Raw genomic sequence first — 17,499 nt, 5'->3', positions numbered from 1 at the left:
GAAGGAAGCCGAAGGCGGACGAAGATGACGAAGGGGAAGGCCGGAGCGAAGGCTCCGGACCGCAATCGTGGGCGCCCACTCCACAAGTGCCCCCCGCGCCGAGCGACCTACGAAGAACAGTTCACCCGATCAACTAATCAACCGATCAAAGAATCAAAGCACAGCCCGAATAGCATCCCGAGCTTGATGCGACAACTCCAACCGAGTAGGCAACGTCCCATCAGCATGCTTAGCCGCCAAAGCCGGCAAAAACACCACTTCCACAGACAACCCCGTAGACCCCATCACCTTCCAAAGATTAGCCACCAGCGTCTCCTCGCCCACAAATGCTGCGAAGCCGCTGCGTTCGCCGTCTTTTAGAAAGCGTAGGGCTACCGGTTGGATTTCGATGGCGGCTGATCTGGCCGGTTCGAACAGGCTCGCGTGGAAGGGGCGCAGGTCGAAGCCTTCGCTGGTGGTGCCTTCGGGGAACAGGCCCACCGCGTCGCCCAGCTTGAAGCGGGCTTGCATCGACTCGCCCATTGCGTGGACTGCGTGGCGTTGGCCGCGTTCGATGAAGAGTGTGCCCGCGCCTGCCACCAGCCAGCCGATCACTGGCCAGCTGCGGATCTCGCTCTTGGCCACGAACGACGTCGCGCGGGCCGAGTTGAGTACGAAAATGTCGATCCAGGAGACGTGGTTCGCCACCAGCAGCACCGGGCCGGTCATGCGCGGTTCGCCCTTGAAGACGACCCGCAGCCCACAGGCTGCCATCAGGCAGCGTGACCACGTGCGGTTCAGCCAGGCGCGTGACTTGGGACGCAGGAGCGGATACACCAGGCCCACGCACAACAGGCCGAAGAGGATCAAAGGCACGACGAGAAAAAGCCGGAGGACAAAGCGCAGCAGCTTCAAGCAGGGGTCTCCCAGGCCGGGCTGCCACCCACCAGGGTGGCGCGGACACGACCGGGCAGCATCATACCCGCGAACGGCGTATGGCGGCTGTGGCTTTGCAGCGCGGGCGGGGCCACCAGCCATTCCGCTTCCAGGTCCACCAGGCACAAGTCTGCCGGGGCGCCCACCGCCAGGTCGCCGCGGCCGGACGGCGACGGCGACAGGCCGCGCAGCACGGCCGCCGGGCCGGTCGTAACGCGGGCCAGCGCCTGCGGCAGCGGGATCCGGTTGTCGCGGGCCCATTTCAGCGTCAGCGACAGCAATAGTTCCAGCCCCGTGGCGCCGGGTTGGGACAGCGGGAATGGCGCGGCCTTGCCGGCGGCGTCCACCGGCGTGTGGTCCGAGCACAGCGCGTCCACCAGCCCGTCGCGCAGCGCCGCCTGGATCGCCTCGCGGTCGCGTTGGCCCCGCAGCGGCGGCGTCAGGTGGAAATTCGTATCGAAGTAGCCGATGTCCACATCCGTCAGCAGCAGGCTGTGCGCCGACACGTCGGCGCTGACCGGCAGGCCTTCGCGGCGCGCGGCGCGCAGCAGCTCCAGGCCCGCGGCGGTCGACAGGCGCGACAGGTGCACACGGGCGCCCGTGGCGCGTTGCAGCTCGAAGATCGTCTGCAATGCCAATGTTTCAGCTTGCGGCGGCAGGCCTGGCAGGCCCAGGCGGTCGGCGTAGGCGCCGGCCGCCACCACCGCGCCCTGGGCCAGCCAGGGGTCTTGCGGATGCAGCCACAGCGCCAGGCCCTGGCCGCTGGCATAGCGCATGGCGCCCCACAGCACGCGGGTGTCGGCAATGCCGGCGTTGCCTTGCGAAAACGCGATGGCGCCGGCCTGGGACAAGAGCGCCATCTCGGCCAGGGTGTCACCGCGCAGGCCGACCGTCAGGGCGCCCAGCGGCAGGATGCGGGGCTGGCCGGCCGGGACCTGGCGCAGCAATGCGTCGAGCTTGGCAGGTTCGTCCAGCGGCGTGTCGGGCTGCGGCGGCAGGACCAGCGTGGTCACGCCCCCGGCCAGCGCGGCGCGCAGTTCAGCCGGGGCGAACTGCGGGTCGGATGGGGCGATGCGCGACCCTGGCGCAAGCGGGTCGGCATGCGCTGGCGCAGCGGCCATCGCGGCCGCGCCATGGCCGACCGCCGGATCCCGCAACACCCGGGCCGACAGGTCCACCAGGCCGGGTAGCACGGCCAGGCCAGTGGCGTCCAGCCGGCGATCGGCTTGGAAACCGGCCGGGGCCTGGCCGGTGGCGACGATGCGACCGTCGGCGATGTAGAGATCTTGCGGGCCGTCGTGGCCGCTGGCCGGATCGATCACGCGGCCGTTGGCGATGTGCAGTCTCATGATGCAGCCCCCAGGACGCTCAACGCCGCCAGGCGCAGATGCTGTTCGGTGTCGGCCAGTTGCACGTCGACGGCGGTCAGGCCGGCGGCCAGGTCGCCGTCGACTTCGATGCCGGGGGTCAAGCGGCCCGCGGGCAGCAGCAGCGCGTCGGGCTTGGCGGCGGCCAGGCGGGCCGGCGTCAGGCCGTAGACGGCGGTGTATTCGCGGGCCGAGGGCAGCAGCGCGCCGCTCAAGGATTCGATATGCAGCGGCAGGACGATCACCACGTCGGCGTCGGCCAGGCAGTCCTGCAAGGTGGCGCAGGCACGCACGCCCAGCTGCGGCAGGCCGTCGGGCAGCAAGGTGCGCGGCGCGGCGGCGCGCACTTCGGGCACGCCCAGCGTGGTGAATGCGTGGATCAGGCTGCGCGCGACGGCGCTGTGGCGGATGTCGCCGACCAGGGCGACGGCCAGGTTGGTCAGGTCTTGCTTGGCGCGCAGCATCGCCGCCACCCGCGCCAGGGCGGGCAAGGGGTCGGCATGGATGCCGTCGCCGGCGTTGAGAATGCGCAGGCCGGACGGCGCGGCCGCCGCCGCGCTGACGGCGGCGCCGCTGGCGGCGTGGCGCAGCACCAGGATGCCGGGAGGCAGGCCGGCGGCGGGCGCGGGGATATTCCCCGCAGGCAGGTCGTCATCCAGCGGGATTGGCCGCAAGCCCAGCCGCTGGCCGGCGGACGCGTAGGCCCGGCGCAAATCGGCGTCATCGGCAGGCACGCCGAGATACAACGGCAGGTCCAGAGGCGCGGCGGACGATGCCGCGAAGGTTCCTGACGTCGTGGCGGGTGTTGCGGCGCCGGCGTTGACGACCGCGCCATCCTCCTGCGCAAACCCCGCGGCCGCGTCCAGCAGCCGTTCGACGTGGCGGCGCGGCAGCCCTTCCGTGGTGAGCAGGTGGATGAGTTCGCCGCGGCGGTCGAGTTGGGGATTGAGCATGGGCGGACCGGAGGGCGGGCGTCAGGGCGCCGGCAGTTTATCCAGGTAGCGTTGCAGGATGACGGCGGCGGCCATGGCGTCGTCGGCCTCGTGGGTGCCCAGCAGGCGCTGGGCTTCCATGCTGGAACCGCGTTCGTCGACCAGCTCGACGGTGACGCCGAAGCGGCCATGCAGTTGGTTGGCGAAGCGGCGGCAGCGCGCGGTGGCGGGCTGTTCGCCGCCGTCGGCGTCCAGCGCCAGGCCGACCACCACGCGGTGCGGCTGCCATTCCGCGAGCAGCGCGGCGATGCGCGAGAAGCGCACGTCGCGAACCTCGCTGAAAATGATTTCCAGGGGCCGCGCGTGGCGCGTCAGCGTATTGCCGATGGCGATGCCGAGCTTTTTCTCGCCGAAATCGAAGGCAAGCAGGGTTTCTTCAGGCATGGCCCGCATCGCCGGCCAGCATCACGGGATCGATGCCCAGCAGCTTTAGGGCCGCGGGGTAACGATCTTCGGGCGGCACGTCGAAGATGATGTGATCGTCGGCGCCGACCGACAGCCAGGCGTTCTGGCCCATTTCGCTTTCGAGCTGGCCGGCGCCCCAGCCGGCGTAGCCCAGCGTGACCAGCATGCGGGCGGGGCCGTTGCCGTCGGCCACGGCCTGCAGCACGTCGCGCGAGGTGGTCAGCGCCATGCCGCCCAGCTTGATGCTTGAGCTGTAGTCGCCGGCAGGCGCGTGCAGCACGAAGCCGCGGTCGGTCTGTACCGGGCCGCCAAAGAACACCAGCGTGTCCTTGACCGGGCCGATTTCCAGCGCCAGGTCGATGCGTTCGAACAGCGTGCCCAGCGTCAGGTCGGTGGGGCGGTTGATGACCAGGCCCAGCGCGCCACGCTCGGTGTGTTCGCAGACGTAGATGACCGAACCCGCCAGGCTGCCTTCAACCATGCCGGGCATGGCGATCAGGAACTGGTTGGCGAAGTTGGCCGACTGGGTCTTGGGGTCTTCGTGGTGTTTTTCCGTCATGGCAACCCCTTTATTGGCGGAACGGGTCGGTGTGACCGATCAGATTTCCATCAGCTCGAAGTCCTCTTTGCGGGCGCCGCATTCAGGACAGACCCAGTTCGGGGGCACATCTTCCCAGCGGGTGCCGGGTGCGATGCCTTCGTCGGGCAGGCCGGCTTCTTCGTCGTAGACCCAGCCACAAATCAGACACATCCAAGTACGCATAGTTCTCTCTTACATCAATTCCCCGCCGTCTTCCCCGTGATGGGGCAAAGGCGGAAGGCATCCATTAGAATGGGGACAATCTTACCGAAACCCAATAGGGGATCCCCTGATTCATCGCAAATGAGTCCGGGCACCCTTACTCAAGCGCTGTCCACGTGGCCCCCGTTACTCCCCCTCTCGTTTTGGTCTTCGGCCCGCTCGACCCCTCGGGCGCCGACGGTTTGCCTGCGGACGCCGTTACCTGCGCCCGGCTGGGCTGTCATGGCCTGGCGGCCGTCACGGCGCTGACCGTGCAGGACACCGCCGGCATCGAAGAAATCCATCCCGTATCGCCTGACCTGCTGGACGACCAGGCGCGCTGCCTGCTCGAAGACATGTCCGTGCAGGCAATCAAGGTGGGCGGACTATACACCGCCGAAACGGCAAGCGTAGCCGCCCAGGTGGCCGCCGATTACAGCCAGGTGCCGCTGGTGCTGCACCTGGGCCAGCGCGCCCAGGTGCCCGCCGACGCCGCCGACGAGGACGACGCCGACGACCTGCTGGCCGCCACACTGGAACTGGTGCTGCCGCAGACCGACCTGCTGGTCATCGAGCACCTGCGCCTGGCGCAGTGGCATGCCGACGGCGACATCGATATCGGGGACGCACCGTCGCCCATGCACGCCCTGGTCGCGGCCGGCGCCGAATGGGTGCTGGTGCTGGGCAGCCCGCAACGCCCCGGCCACTACGCCAACGTACTGCTGGGCCCCAACGGCCAGACCACCACCCTGCCCTGGCAGGCGCCGCCCGACCGCAACGGCGATGCCGGCGGCCTGGCCGCCACCGCCATCACCGCCCTGCTGGCCCGCGGCCTGGAAATGCCCGAAGCCGTACGCCAGGGCCTGGCGCACGCCGATTCCGCGGTGGCTGCCAGCTTCCTGCCGGGCATGGGCCGGCGCATTCCCAACCGGATCCAACCGCAATGAAAGCCCTGCGTTTTCCCGCCGGCCTGTACGGCGTCACCCCCGAATGGGACGACACCGAGCGCCTGATGCGCGCGGTGCGCCAGGCCGCCGACGGCGGCATGCGGGCGCTGCAGCTGCGCCGCAAGAACGTGCCCGACGCCGTGCGCGCCGAACAGGCGCGCGCCCTGGCGCCGCTGTGCCGCGAACTGGGCGTGGTGTTTCTCATCAATGACGACTGGCGCCTGGCGCTCGACGTGGGCGCCGACGGCGCTCACGTGGGCCGCGACGACGACAGCCTGGCCCGCATCCGCGCCGAAGTCGGCCCCGACCTGATCCTGGGCGGCTCCAGCTACGACGACCTGGCCCGCGCCCGCGAACTGCTGGATGCCGGCGCCGACTACATCGCCTTCGGCGCGATGTTCGCCTCGCAGGTCAAACCCGACACGGTGCGTGCGCCGCTGTCGGTGCTGACCGAAGCCCGCGCGCTGGTCGAAGAGCGCGACGCGCCCCGTCCGGCCGTGGTCGCCATCGGCGGCATCACGCCCGACAACGCGGCGCTGGTCGCTGCCGCCGGCGCCGATTCCATCGCCGTCATCACCGGCCTGTTCGAGGCGCCCGCCATCCGCGCCGCCGCGGCCGCCTGCTCGGCGCCTTACTCCGTTAACCGCAACCAGAAGCCTTGACCGCCATGTCCCGTAACGCTCAGCTTTTCGAACGCGCCTGCCGCAGCATTCCCGGCGGCGTCAATTCGCCCGTCCGCGCCTTCCGCTCCGTGGGCGGCACGCCGCGCTTCATCAAGCGCGCGCAAGGCCCGTACGTCTGGGACGCCGAAGACAAGCAGTACATCGACTACGTCGGTTCGTGGGGCCCCGCCATCCTGGGCCACTCGCACCCGGAAGTGGTGCGCGCGGTGCAGGAAGCCGCCGTCAACGGCCTGTCGTTCGGCGCCCCCACCGAAGCCGAGATCGAACTGGCCGAAACGCTGATCGCCCGCCTGCCGTCGCTGGAACAGGTGCGCCTGGTCAGTTCGGGCACCGAAGCCACCATGACGGCCATCCGGCTGGCGCGCGGCGCCACCGGCCGCGCCAAGATCGTGAAATTCGAAGGCTGCTACCACGGCCATTCCGACAGCCTGCTGGTCAAGGCCGGCTCGGGCCTGCTGACGTTCGGCAACCCCAGCTCGGCCGGCGTGCCGCCTGAATTCGTCTCGCACACGCTGACCCTGGAATACAACAACCTGGACGCGGTGCGCGAAGCCTTCGCCCAGCACGGCGCCGACATCGCCTGCATCATCGTCGAGCCGATCGCCGGCAACATGAACCTGATCAAGCCCGCGCCCGGCTTCCTGGAAGGCCTGCGCGAGGTCTGCACGCAGCACGGCGCGCTGCTGATCTTCGACGAAGTCATGACCGGTTTCCGCGTGGGTCCGCAGGGCGTGCAGGGCCTGTCGGGCGTCAAGCCCGACCTGACCACGCTGGCCAAGGTGATCGGCGGCGGCATGCCGGTGGGCGCCTTCGGCGGCAGCGCCGAGATCATGAAGCACATCGCCCCGCTGGGCGGCGTGTACCAGGCGGGCACGCTGTCGGGCAACCCGGTGGCCGTGGCTGCGGGCCTGGCCACGCTGCGTCTCATCGCCGCGCCCGGCTTCTACGAGAAGTTGTCGGCGCAGACCGCCAAGCTGGCCCAGGGCCTGCAGGAACGCGCCCGCGCCGCCGGCCTGGCCTTCTCGGCCGACTCGGTGGGCGGCATGTTCGGCATCTACTTCAGCGACACGGTGCCGGCGTCGTTCGCCGAGGTCTCGACCTGCGACACCGCGCGCTTCAACCGCTTCTTCCATGCCATGCTCGACCACGGCGTGCATTTCGCGCCGTCGGCCTTCGAGGCCGGCTTCGTCTCGGCCACCCACGACGACGCCGTCATCCAGTCGACGCTGGACATCGCTGAAAAAGTCTTCGCCTCGATCTGAGGCGGCATACGGGCAGCCGGCGTACGGGCAGCCCGCATACGCGCAACCGGCGTACGGACGGCCCCCAGGCGGCACCCGCCGGATCGCCCCAGACGGGCCGATCCGGCAGCCCGCTCCCCCTCAGGGCGCCTTGTAGTGCTTGTACAGCGCCGTCACATCACGCACGTACTGCTGCGTTTCCGCATAGGGCGGCACGGCGTCGTACTTGCGCACTGCCCCTTCCCCCGCGTTATAGGCCGCCAGCGCCAGGTCCAGCCGGCCGGGATACTGGTCGATCAGCCGGCGCAGCAGGCTGGAGCCCGCCTTCACATTGGTCGCCGGGTCCACCAGCGCGCGTTCGATATCGTCGGACGCCAGCAGCGTGGCGGCCGTGGCCGGCATCAGCTGCATCAGCCCCAGCGCCCCCTTGGGCGAACGCGCATCGCTGCGAAAACCCGACTCCACCGCAATCACCGCGGTGATCAGCGCCTGGTCCACTCCCGAATCCTTGGCCGCCTGCGCGATCAGCCCGTCGTGCGCCGTGGATGGCGGCACCGGGCCCCAGCGCAGCACCCGATTGCCCAGCGCCAGCACGCTGGCGCCATCGCCCGACTGCGGCTCGCAATCCAGGCAGACCTTGATGCGATTGCCGCGCAGCGCGGTGCGCACCTGGGCCCGCTTGTAGTACTTGGCGTAGCCGTTGGGCACCTTCATGGCGCGCCAGACGCCGAACGGGTCTTTGTAGCGGTAGATCTCGTCGGCGTGAGCGGCGCCGGCAGGTAGCAGCGTGCCTGCGATCCCGGCCAGGGCAACGGCCAGCGCCAGGCCGGCTGCACGCGCCCAGGCGGCGCCAGGCGCGGGGGGCAGGAAGTAGGCAAGGCGGAACATGGGGTGGGCGCTCCGGCGGCGTCCAGAGACGCGTAATCGAACGCCTATGCTGAGCCGGCCGCGACGCTTTGTCGCTCGTGCCTATGTCCTAAGACCTATCCCATCACGCTGCCCGCCGGCGTGTATCCCGTTCGTTACAGGTTCCCGGGCTGAAATAAGGGACGGCATTACAACTTTTGGTTGAGTTTCCCTGGCGCTACTACGCAGTAGCCCAAGGTTCATGGGTTAACATATGTCGCAATATTTCGTTTAATTACTAAATGAATGAACTCGGCGGAAAACGTCGGGCGGGAGAGGCGGAGATGGGCGCAGACAACACGCTCCAGCTAGTGCTGGATGCCACTACCAACGTCCTGACGGCGATTTACACGCCGCCACCGTCTCCGTCCCCCCCTGCCGCCCAAACGGACGGCACCACCGGCGATACGGCAGCGGCCACAATGGCCGCGGCGTCGGCTGCAGAAACATCGGCCAACCCGTCCTCCGACACCGAAGTCGCCGTCCGGCCCGCCCCCGCCGACCTGCCCTCCTGGGACTCCCTGGCCGCGCTCGCCACGGCCCAGGGCTGGTCCACCGAGGCCCTGGACAACCACGCCGTCATCACCTTCATCGACCTGTGCCGCGAGGCTACGGAACCCGTGGAGGCCCCCGTGGGCAAGGTGGTGGACGGTTCGTTCGACCTGGAAGTGGACGCCAGCTGCATGTCGGCCCTGGTGACCCTGCACCCGCCCAAGGGCGGCAAGCCGGTCGCGCTGGCCGTGCTGCGCCAGGCCGTGGCCGACCAGGGCATCGTGCATGGCGTGCTGGAACAGGAACTGGCCGACGCCGTGGAGCGCGGCGGCAGCCAGACGGTGCTGATCGCCCAGGGCACGCCGCCCACCCGCGGCACCCCCACCCGCTTCGAAAGCCTGCTGGACCGCCTGAAGCCCCGCGCCCAGGAAATCGACGAACTCGCCCAGGTGGACTACCGCGACCTGGGCAGCCTCTTGCTGGTCACCGCCGGCACGCCGCTGATGCGCCGGGTGCCGCCGTTGCCGGGCATCGACGGCTGTGACGTGCTGGGCCAGCCGGTGCTGCCGGATGAACTGCCCGACACGCCGTTTTCCAAGGACATGTCCGGCGTCGACGTCGACCCCGAAGACCCGAACCTGCTGCGCGCCAGCATCGCCGGTTCGCCCAAGCTGATTCACCAGGGCGCCCAGGTCAATCCGGTGGTCGAGGTGGACGCCGTGGACCTGTCCACCGGCAACATCAATTTCGAAGGCTCGCTGCAGGTGCGCGGCGACATCAGCGCCACCATGGAAGTGCGGGTGACGGGCGACGTGGTCGTCAACGGCACCATGGAAGCCGCGCTGGTCGAGGCCGGCGGCAACGTCACGGTCAAGGGCGGCATCATCGGCATGGCCGAGGCCATGCAGGACAACGCCGGCGCCGCGGCCGCCACCGCGCGCACCGCGCACATCGTCTGTGGCGGCGACCTGAAGGCCCGCTTCATCGCGAACTCGATCATCAGCGCCGGCCAGAACGTCGAGGTGGAACGCGAAATCCGCCAGAGCAGCATCGCCGCGGGCGGCAGCGTCAACGTCGGCGCGCCCAACAGCCAGCAGACCGCCATCACCGGCGGCCACACCCGCGCGCTGAAGTCGGTGCGCGCCGGCACCATCGGCTCGCCGGCCGGCGTGCCCACGCTGGTGCAGGCCGGGCTGGACCCGCACGCCGACATCAAGCGGTCGGCGCTGACGCGCAAGCGGCTGAAGATGAACGAGGAAAAGGCCAAGCTGGAACAACTGCTGCTGTTCCTGCACTCGCACCCCGAACGCGCCACCGGCGACGTGGTCGAGCGTGCCCGCAACACTCACACCAAGCTGGGCCGCGACCTGATCCAGCTGGACGAGGAAGAGGCCCAGCTGATCCGCGACCTGCAACCCCTGCACGAAGCCACCATCATCGCCGCGCGGCGCTTTTGCGGCGGCGCGAAGATTCAGGTGGGCAACAAGCAGCAGGAATTCCTGGAAGACCAGGTGGGCGGCAAGGCCGGGCTGGAAGAAGGCCAGATCGTCATCCGCTGACGGCAGGCGGCGGCGTCTCGCCGGGCGCCGTGTGCGCCTGCGCTGGCCCATGCCGATGCACGCAGCGCGGTGTCAGCCTGACCACTGCGCCCGGATCAGGACACCCGCGTCAGGGCGTCAGTTGCTTGAACCACTCACGCGGCGAAATACCGCGGTCCGGCCCCAGGATCGAAAAGCCGCCGTCCACCGGGATATCCACGCCGGTCATCCAGGACGCCGCATCCGAACACGCAAAGCACACCGCCGCGGCGATCTCTTCGCCCGAGCCCACCCGGCCCAGCGGATGGAAATGCGCGCCCACGGCGTCGGCGGCTTCGCGCGAGCCGCCCGCCAGTTGTTCCACCGAGGGTGACCAGGTCCAGGCCGGCGACACCGCCAGCACGCGGATGCCGGCCGGCGCGAGTTCCACCGCGAAATTCTTGGTGATCTGCAGCAGCGCCGCCTTGGACGCCGGATACAACGCGCGTCCGGCCGCGCCGAATTTGCCGCCGGTACTGCCCAGGTTGATCACCGCACCGCCGCGCGGCAACAGCGGCGCGGCTATCTGCGTGAAGATGGCGGCCGACACCAGATTGGTATCCAGCGTGGCGTGCCACTCCTCGCGGCTGGACGCCAGCCCCCGGTCGGCGTACTGGCAGGCGTTGTTCACAAGAATGTCGACCCGGCCAAAGCGCGCCTGCGCCGCGTCCAGGCAGCGCTGGATCTGGCTGTCCTGGCCGATGTCGGTTTCGCAGAACAGTGCCGCGTCTCCCAGGCTGGCGGCCAGCGCCTGGCCGGCCTGCGCGTTGCGCCCCACCAGCACCACGTTGGCGCCGGCCGCGGCCAGGCCGCGTGCGATGTCGGCGCCCAGGCCCTGCGTGCTGCCGGTAATGATGGCGGTCTTGCCGGCCAAGCCGGGAAAGCCTGAAAAATCCATGGAAAATCCTTGATCAGTGCGGTGCCGTGGCCCAGCGCACAGCTTGCGCCACCGAGCCGGTCTGCGCAATCAGGCGCATGCTGGCCAGCGAGGCATCGTGCACGGCCGGGTCGGCCGAGGCGCAGGCATCTTCGGCCACCATCACATGAAAGCCGATATCGGCCGCGTGCCGCACCGTGCCTTCGACCACGGAATGCGTGGCCACGCCCGCCACCACCAGGCGGCGCGCGCCCAGCACCCGCAGCGTTTCTTCCAGCGGCGTGCCGTAGAACGCGCTGATGCGGGTGTGCTTGACCACGAACTCGCGCGTGCTGCCGGCCAGCGGTTGCAGCCCTTCGTAGAAATCGCTGCCCCACTGCCCTTCGGCCACCGCGCCGATGCTGGCCACGTTGCGGAAGATGGCGCAGTTGGGCAGCAGGTCGGCGTAGTCCGGCCGGAAGGCAATGCGCACGTGCACGATGGGCAGCCCCTGCCCCCGGGCGCTGTCGAGCAGCGCTGCCGCGCCGCGCAGCAGCCGCTGGCGCACGCCGCCGTCGGCATCCAGTCCGACGCGGATCTTGCCCTCGGGATGCAGCACGTCGTTCTGGTAGTGCAGCGCCAGCACCGCGGCGTCGGCCGCGCTCACACGAACACCTCGAACACGTCGTGGGCATCGTCGCAATTGACCAGGTCCACGCGCTTCATACGGATGCGCCAGCTGTCGCCGTCGGCCGCCAGTTTGTGGGTGTAGCGCCCGGCCAGCTGGCGCGGCTGGCGCTTGCGCCATTCGGTCATCTGAAACGCCGAATGCACGACCAGGTTGCCGCCCGCGTCCACGCCTTCGATCTGCACGCCGCCCACCAGCCGCACGCTGCGCGTGGGCGGCTGCTGCGACCAGTTGCGCGGGTGCTCCAGCCGACGGATGCGCACGTCACGCAGCATCCGGTCTTCCCAGAACAGCGAGATGTGGTCGTAGGGACTGGCCTGGCCGGGTTCACGCGGCATCCAGTACATGCCGTCTTCCGTCCACAGCGACTGCCAGTCGTCGTAGCGGCGCTCGTCCAGCAGGCGGGCCTCGCGGTACAGGAACTGGGCGATGCGGTGGTAGGCCTCGGCCGGCACGTCGGCCGGCGCCAGTTGATCGGTCGAGACGTCGAATTCCAGGTCTAGCAGCATGCGCCTTCTCCTTGGGCCGGGGCCTGCGCCACCGCGCCCGCTTCCATGTATTGCTTCCAGGCGCGGAACTGGTTGCGCATCGGCAGCTCGCTGGTGCCGTTGACCGACACCATGCCGTCGGCATCGCTGCGGTCGGTGCCGTGGTAGCGGTGCATGCTGACCCATTCGCCGCCGCGCGTGGCGTTGCCTTCCTGGCAGCGGTTGTAGAGTTCGATGTCGTCCGGCATGACGTTGGACGACGGCGAGTTGATCACGTTGGCATACAGCATGGCGCGCTTGAACACGCCGTCGGGTGCGCCCTTGCAGCGGAACGTCTGGATCTCGATCAGCGTGCGGTCAACAGCGATCGGACGTATGACGCGGAACTGCTGGAACACGGTGTGGGGCGAGCCGCTGCCGTAGATGACGGTGTTGTGGCGGTTCATGCCCAGGATCTCGCGGGCGCGATCCGGCCCGTAGGCGGCGGACAGCGTCTCGAAGTGCTCGCGCGAGATCGGGTCGCGCTCGGCCGCGCCCGGGTTGAAGATGCCTTCCATGTAGCCATGGCCGTTGTCGTAGGCGCGCAGTTCCAGCTTTTCCCAGAACTCGTAGGGCTCGCCGTTGCCATCCATGATGTGCAGCTCGAACGGCATCTCGCCGATTTCCTTGGCCTCGTCACGGGCCGCGGCGAACGACGATTCATGCGTCACGCGGGCATGCATGGTGTCGTGCAGGTTCTCGTAGAACACCTTCCAGTTTGACCGCTGCATCACGCGGAAGATGCCGCCGGCCACTTCCACCTCGCCCACCGGCGAGCGGTCGCAGAGGTTGTCGATGGACGAGCGCGCACCACCCAGGAAGTTTTCGAGTCCCTGGCCATCGCGCGCCTGGCTGGCAAACACGAAGCCGCGGTAGCTTTCCACGCGCGGCAGGCGCCGCATCGAAAAACTGGGATCGGTGGGGTCGTAGGACGTGCCTTCAAGCCCCTGCTTGAGCGGCACGCCCAGGTGGCTGCCGTCCAGCTTGAAGGTCCAGGCGTGATACGGGCAGCGGAAGAACTTGCCCACGCAGCCGTCACCGTCGGCCACCACCTTGGCGCCCTTGTGCGGGCAGCGGTTGTACAGCACGTGCACGCGGCCATCGGTGGCGCGCACCATCAGCACGTCCTGGTCGCCCAGGCGGGTGGTGTGATAGTCGCCCGTCTTGGGCACCTGGCTTTCATGACCCACGTAGACCCAGGCGCGACCGTAGATGCGCTGCATCTCCAGGTCGAAAATGGCCGGGTCGGTATACAGGCTGCGGTGCACGCTGTCGCCACGCACCATCTGGCCCAATTGTTGATCGCTGTACGACATGGCGGTCTCCTACTTGTTCTCGCTGTCTTGCCAGCGCGCCATCAGCGTGTTGGACGGCAGCGTCTCGTCCAGCAGCTTGCGCGCGGTGTCACGGCCGGCCACCGGCAGGCCCTTGGGGTCCAGCACGCCGATCTGCACCAGCACGCTGGCCTGGTCCCAATAGATGTGTTCGTGGCAGAGCTTGTCGCCGCGGAACTTCACGATGGCCACCAGCGGAATCTCGACATACTTGCCCGTGGGCGGCACGCCCGGCAGCATCCAGTCGATCTCGGTGGTGTGGGTGAAGCAGAACAGCACTTCGTCCACGATCTGCGTGGCGCCCACGGTGCGCGACAGCGGCACCAGCCGTGTGTCCGGCGGATTGCTGTTGACGAAATGATGCTGGTAGAAGCGCGACAACTCGCGGTAGCCCACGCCGCCCGTCATGGTGGGAATGTGGTTGACGTAAGGCTCGGCCACCATCGTGGCCATGGTGGCGGCCACGTCGCGGGTACCGAATTCGTATTCGCAGTGCTTGTCCCACAGGGACGAATAATCGAACTGCGGGCCGATCACGCGTTGCAGCGCGGCCATGCTGCGCTGGTGCGCCATCAGCGCCGACGGCTTGTCGTAATGCGCGCCGCCCGTGCGGGCAAAGGCGTGATCCATGCCGGGGTAGACGTACAGCTCGACGCCCGGCTTGTCGCCCAGCGCCTCGAGAATGCGCTGGCGCGCGGGCGGCGGACAGAAGCCGTCCTGCTCGGCAATGTGCAGCACCAGCCGGCCGCGCAGGTTCGCAGCTTCGTCCAGGCTGTCTTCGATGCCAACGCCGTAGTAGCCGATGGCCACATCCGCATCGGTACGGCAGGCGGCCAGATAGGCCAGCTTGCCGCCCAGGCAATAGCCCAGCACGCCGGCGCCGCCCTGCTGCTCGGGCAGCGCCCGCAGCGCCGCCAGGGTCGAGGCGATGTCCTTGATGCCCAGGTCCACGTCAAAGCGCTGGTACAGCTCGAAGGCGCGCGGCATATCGGCCGGGCCGTCGGTCAGCTGGATGCCGGGCTGCTGGCGCCAGAACAGATCGGGCGCCAGCACCACATAGCCTTCCTCGGCCAGCGCCTGCGCCGTGCGGCGCATGAAATCGTTGATGCCGAAGATTTCCTGGCACAGCACCAGGCCCGGTCCGTGGCCCGCGGCCGGCACGGCCAGGTAGGCGCCGAAAGACTGGCCGTCGTGCGAGGCAATGGTGACCTCGCGGGTCGAGATAGTCGCTGTCATGCGTAAAGCTCCTTTGCGGTCGTTGCCACGCCTACTTCATCTGGCAGGCGGCGGCGAACGGGTCCTGGTACTGGGTCAGCACCGTGCCCGACAACTTGTTGGCCAGCTTGCCGTCCGCGCCCTTCTCGATGGTGCGCAGGTAGTAGTTCTGGATGGGATATTGGTTGCGATTGAATTTGAAATCGCCACGCACCGACTTGAAGTCCGCGCGGCGCAGCGCCGGCCGCAGCGCATCGGCGCCGAGCTTGCCGCCCGTCTGGCGCACCGCGCTGTCCAGCAGCATGGCGGCGTCGTAGCCCTGCGACGCATACAGCGTGGGGCTGCGGTTGTAGGCCTTCTTGAAGTCGGCCACGAATTGGCGGTTGGCCGGATTGTCCAGGTCCACCGCCCACTGCGAGGTATTGCGCAGGCCCTCGATCGGCGCACCCACGGCGCCGATGGTGTCTTCATCGCCCGAGAAGCCCGGCGCCAGCAGCACGATGTCCTTGCCCAGGCCCGCGCCGTTGAACTGCTTGATGAAATTCACGCCCATGCCGCCGGGCAGAAAGAAGAACACCGCATCCGGCTTGCTGGCGCGCAGCCGCGTGATTTCCACGCCATAGTCCAGCTGGCCCAGCTGGGTATAGATCTCTTCGGACAGGCCGCCCTTGTACAGGCGCTTGAAGCCGTTGAGCGACTCGCGTCCGCCCGGATAATCCGGCGCAATCAGCGCCACGCGCTTGAAGCCCTGGTCCGCGGCATACTTGCCCATGGCGGCGGGAATGTCCTCGTTCTGCCAGGCCACCGCGAAGAAATTCGGATTACAGCCCACGCCCGCATAATTCTCGGGCCCGGTATTGGTGCTGAGATAGATGGTGCCCGACTGCAAAATGGCCGGCATCACCGGCAGCAGCACATTGGAAAACACGATGCCGGTCATGATGTCGACCTTGTCGCGCTTGAGCAGGCGCTCGACCGCCTGGCGACCGGTGTCGGCCTTCTGCTGGTCATCGGCCACCACCACTTCGGCGGGCAGTCCACCCAGCTTGCCGCCGGTATGCTGCAACGCAAGATTGAAGCCATCACGGATTTCATTGCCCAGCGCCGCGCCCGGCCCCGACAGGGTGGTCAACAGCCCGACCTTGATCTTTTCCTCGGCCGACACCCCGGCCGCAGCCGTCATGCAAACCAGCGCCGCCAGCGCGCGCCGACCCCATTGTTTTCCATTCATGAGCCACCCCGTATGTGTCCGCCGACGCCGCCGGCGCGATGCTGACAGAATCCGTCTGCCGTCGGTTACCGCAAGCCGCCCTGAAAAACGCCAGCTTACGCGCCGCGGCGCCGCCTTCCAACAACCCCCAGAGTAGGCCCGCCCGCCCCGCCGCTCTATCCGATTCCGCCCACGCTTATCCGGGATTCACTTAATTCCCACGGCGGGCCGATTGCTTTACGCTGGTCGGCAATACGGGAGCGTTCCCGTCCCGGAGACTCCCATGCACGGCTGGTCCCGCATCGAGCTGGCGCCATTGCTCAAAAGGCGCGTGTTCAGTTCCACCCAGCCGGCGGAAACGCGCGAACGCGTGTCCGAAGCGCTGAAAGAGCACCGCCTGACCTGGAAAGGCGGCCGCGTCGACGCCGAACTGAACCGCGGCCGCTTCGGCGCCCTCAGCGTCTGTACGCTGCGCTACGGCGCCGAAGTCCACATCGAACCCGACCGCCTGCAAGACTTCATGCTGGTCCAGGTCCCCCTGCACGGCCGCGCCCGCATCGAATGCGGCGCCGACAGCGTAGACACCCACCCCGACTGCGCCGCCGTCATCGCCCCCAACCGCGCCCTGAAGCTGCACTGGGAAGCCGGCTGCGAACAACTGCTGTTGAAGATCCCCCGCGGCAAACTGGAAACCATCGGCCGCCGCATCTTCGGCGACGCCGCCACCCGCCCCCTGGACTTCACCCCCGCGCTACGCCTGGACACCCCCATCGGCGCAGCCTGGCGCAGCATGGTCACCGGCCTGATCCACCTGCTCCCCACCCTGGACGACGGCGCCCCCAAGCCCCCCGCCGCCTGGCTGGAACACCTGGAAGACACGCTGGTACTGCACCTGCTGTACAACCAGCCGAACACCTGGCAAAACGGCACGACGCAAGCCCCAGCGCAACCGCGCAGGCTGGCCCAAGCCGAGTCATACATGAGAAAGAACCTGTCAGCCCCGCTGACCCTGACAGAAATCGCCCGCGGCGCAGGCGCCAGCGCAAGCGCGCTGACAAGGCTGTTCCAGGAACACCAAGGCACCACGCCGATGCAAGCATTGAGAACACTGCGTTTAGACGCAGCAAGAGAACGCCTGCAGCAAGGCTCCTGTACCAGCGTGACGGAAGTCGCGGTCTCCGTCGGAATCAGCCATCTAGGCAGATTCTCGGAGTACTACCGAGAACGTTTTGGCGAACTGCCACGGGAAACGCTACAGCATCGAGGCTGAATTCCCGTCACCCACACGCGATAGCGTCATCGGCGCCCGCAAGACGCCGCGTAAGCTTCGTAAGGCCGCCCGCGCGGCCGGCACGAAGCGGGC

At 68.3% G+C, this 17,499-nt stretch carries 18 protein-coding genes; 5 read left to right on the top strand and 13 right to left on the bottom strand.

From position 1 onward, the window contains the following. Positions 1 to 153: 153 nt before the first annotated feature. Genes U858_RS0114945 through U858_RS0114920 form a run of 6 tightly spaced genes read right to left on the bottom strand, consistent with a single transcriptional unit; the run spans position 154 to position 4,442 of the window. On the bottom strand, positions 154 to 894 hold the full coding sequence (locus U858_RS0114945) for a 1-acyl-sn-glycerol-3-phosphate acyltransferase (RefSeq protein WP_025137962.1): 741 nt from the start codon (positions 892 to 894) through the stop codon (positions 154 to 156). Beyond that, positions 891 to 2,264, bottom strand: a complete 1,374-nt coding sequence (locus tag U858_RS0114940; protein ID WP_025137961.1) for a dihydroorotase — start codon at positions 2,262 to 2,264, stop codon at positions 891 to 893. Before U858_RS0114940 ends, U858_RS0114945 begins: the two co-directional genes overlap by 4 nt. Beyond that, positions 2,261 to 3,235 carry an aspartate carbamoyltransferase gene (locus U858_RS0114935; protein ID WP_025137960.1) on the bottom strand — a complete coding sequence of 325 codons (975 nt, stop codon included), beginning with the start codon at positions 3,233 to 3,235 and terminating at the stop codon, positions 2,261 to 2,263. The genes U858_RS0114940 and U858_RS0114935 overlap by 4 nt, the downstream gene beginning before the upstream one ends. 21 nt (positions 3,236 to 3,256) lie before the next feature. Then, positions 3,257 to 3,658 (bottom strand): Holliday junction resolvase RuvX, encoded by a 402-nt coding sequence (ruvX, locus tag U858_RS0114930; protein ID WP_025137959.1) that lies wholly within the window; start codon positions 3,656 to 3,658, stop codon positions 3,257 to 3,259. After that, positions 3,651 to 4,238, bottom strand: a complete 588-nt coding sequence (locus U858_RS0114925; RefSeq protein WP_025137958.1) for a YqgE/AlgH family protein — start codon at positions 4,236 to 4,238, stop codon at positions 3,651 to 3,653. Before U858_RS0114925 ends, ruvX begins: the two co-directional genes overlap by 8 nt. 39 nt (positions 4,239 to 4,277) lie before the next feature. After that, on the bottom strand, positions 4,278 to 4,442 hold the full coding sequence (locus U858_RS0114920; protein WP_003814980.1) for a rubredoxin: 165 nt from the start codon (positions 4,440 to 4,442) through the stop codon (positions 4,278 to 4,280). 155 nt (positions 4,443 to 4,597) lie between these two features. Between U858_RS0114920 and U858_RS0114915 the strand changes: the two genes are divergently transcribed. From U858_RS0114915 to hemL, 3 genes are read left to right on the top strand one after another with little or no spacing between them, the layout of a single operon-like run. Next, positions 4,598 to 5,407, top strand: coding sequence for a bifunctional hydroxymethylpyrimidine kinase/phosphomethylpyrimidine kinase (locus U858_RS0114915; RefSeq protein WP_115596972.1), 810 nt, complete (start codon positions 4,598 to 4,600; stop codon positions 5,405 to 5,407). Continuing rightward, positions 5,404 to 6,069: a thiamine phosphate synthase gene (gene thiE, locus U858_RS0114910; RefSeq protein ID WP_025137956.1), complete on the top strand. Its 666-nt coding sequence runs from the start codon at positions 5,404 to 5,406 to the stop codon at positions 6,067 to 6,069. The genes U858_RS0114915 and thiE overlap by 4 nt, the downstream gene beginning before the upstream one ends. A gap of 5 nt (positions 6,070 to 6,074) precedes the next feature. Then, positions 6,075 to 7,352: a glutamate-1-semialdehyde 2,1-aminomutase gene (gene hemL, locus U858_RS0114905; protein ID WP_025137955.1), complete on the top strand. Its 1,278-nt coding sequence runs from the start codon at positions 6,075 to 6,077 to the stop codon at positions 7,350 to 7,352. A 120-nt stretch (positions 7,353 to 7,472) separates the two neighbouring features. On the opposite strand, the gene U858_RS0114900 is transcribed toward hemL, so the two are convergent. After that, positions 7,473 to 8,219 (bottom strand): lytic transglycosylase domain-containing protein, encoded by a 747-nt coding sequence (locus tag U858_RS0114900; RefSeq protein WP_025137954.1) that lies wholly within the window; start codon positions 8,217 to 8,219, stop codon positions 7,473 to 7,475. A 302-nt stretch (positions 8,220 to 8,521) separates the two neighbouring features. Here U858_RS0114900 and U858_RS0114895 point away from each other — a divergent pair, with 302 nt between their 5' ends. Further along, a complete protein-coding gene (locus U858_RS0114895) occupies positions 8,522 to 10,288 on the top strand; it encodes a DUF342 domain-containing protein (RefSeq protein WP_025137953.1) in 1,767 nt (588 codons plus the stop codon). A 109-nt stretch (positions 10,289 to 10,397) separates the two neighbouring features. Here the strand turns inward: U858_RS0114895 and U858_RS0114890 are convergent, their stop codons facing one another. Genes U858_RS0114890 through U858_RS0114865 form a run of 6 tightly spaced genes read right to left on the bottom strand, consistent with a single transcriptional unit; the run spans position 10,398 to position 16,157 of the window. Then, positions 10,398 to 11,204 carry an SDR family oxidoreductase gene (locus U858_RS0114890; protein ID WP_025137952.1) on the bottom strand — a complete coding sequence of 269 codons (807 nt, stop codon included), beginning with the start codon at positions 11,202 to 11,204 and terminating at the stop codon, positions 10,398 to 10,400. A gap of 13 nt (positions 11,205 to 11,217) precedes the next feature. Then, entirely contained in the window at positions 11,218 to 11,829 is a 612-nt protein-coding gene (locus tag U858_RS0114885; RefSeq protein WP_025137951.1) for a cysteine hydrolase family protein, read from the bottom strand. Further along, complete coding sequence (locus U858_RS0114880; protein WP_025137950.1) at positions 11,826 to 12,359, bottom strand: aromatic-ring-hydroxylating dioxygenase subunit beta; 534 nt, start codon at positions 12,357 to 12,359, stop codon at positions 11,826 to 11,828. The genes U858_RS0114885 and U858_RS0114880 overlap by 4 nt, the downstream gene beginning before the upstream one ends. Beyond that, positions 12,350 to 13,693 carry an aromatic ring-hydroxylating dioxygenase subunit alpha gene (locus U858_RS0114875; protein WP_025137949.1) on the bottom strand — a complete coding sequence of 448 codons (1,344 nt, stop codon included), beginning with the start codon at positions 13,691 to 13,693 and terminating at the stop codon, positions 12,350 to 12,352. Before U858_RS0114875 ends, U858_RS0114880 begins: the two co-directional genes overlap by 10 nt. Before the next feature lie 9 nt (positions 13,694 to 13,702). Then, positions 13,703 to 14,947: a dienelactone hydrolase family protein gene (locus tag U858_RS0114870; RefSeq protein WP_025137948.1), complete on the bottom strand. Its 1,245-nt coding sequence runs from the start codon at positions 14,945 to 14,947 to the stop codon at positions 13,703 to 13,705. A 31-nt stretch (positions 14,948 to 14,978) separates the two neighbouring features. Further along, positions 14,979 to 16,157, bottom strand: a complete 1,179-nt coding sequence (locus tag U858_RS0114865) for an ABC transporter substrate-binding protein (RefSeq protein ID WP_025137947.1) — start codon at positions 16,155 to 16,157, stop codon at positions 14,979 to 14,981. A gap of 262 nt (positions 16,158 to 16,419) precedes the next feature. Here U858_RS0114865 and U858_RS0114860 point away from each other — a divergent pair, with 262 nt between their 5' ends. After that, positions 16,420 to 17,406 carry an AraC family transcriptional regulator gene (locus U858_RS0114860; RefSeq protein ID WP_025137946.1) on the top strand — a complete coding sequence of 329 codons (987 nt, stop codon included), beginning with the start codon at positions 16,420 to 16,422 and terminating at the stop codon, positions 17,404 to 17,406. The last annotated feature ends 93 nt before the right edge of the window (positions 17,407 to 17,499 follow it).

This window comes from Achromobacter sp. DH1f (assembly GCF_000633435.1).
Lineage (GTDB): Bacteria > Pseudomonadota > Gammaproteobacteria > Burkholderiales > Burkholderiaceae_B > Achromobacter > Achromobacter deleyi.
This window is presented reverse-complemented; position numbering and strand designations above follow the sequence as displayed.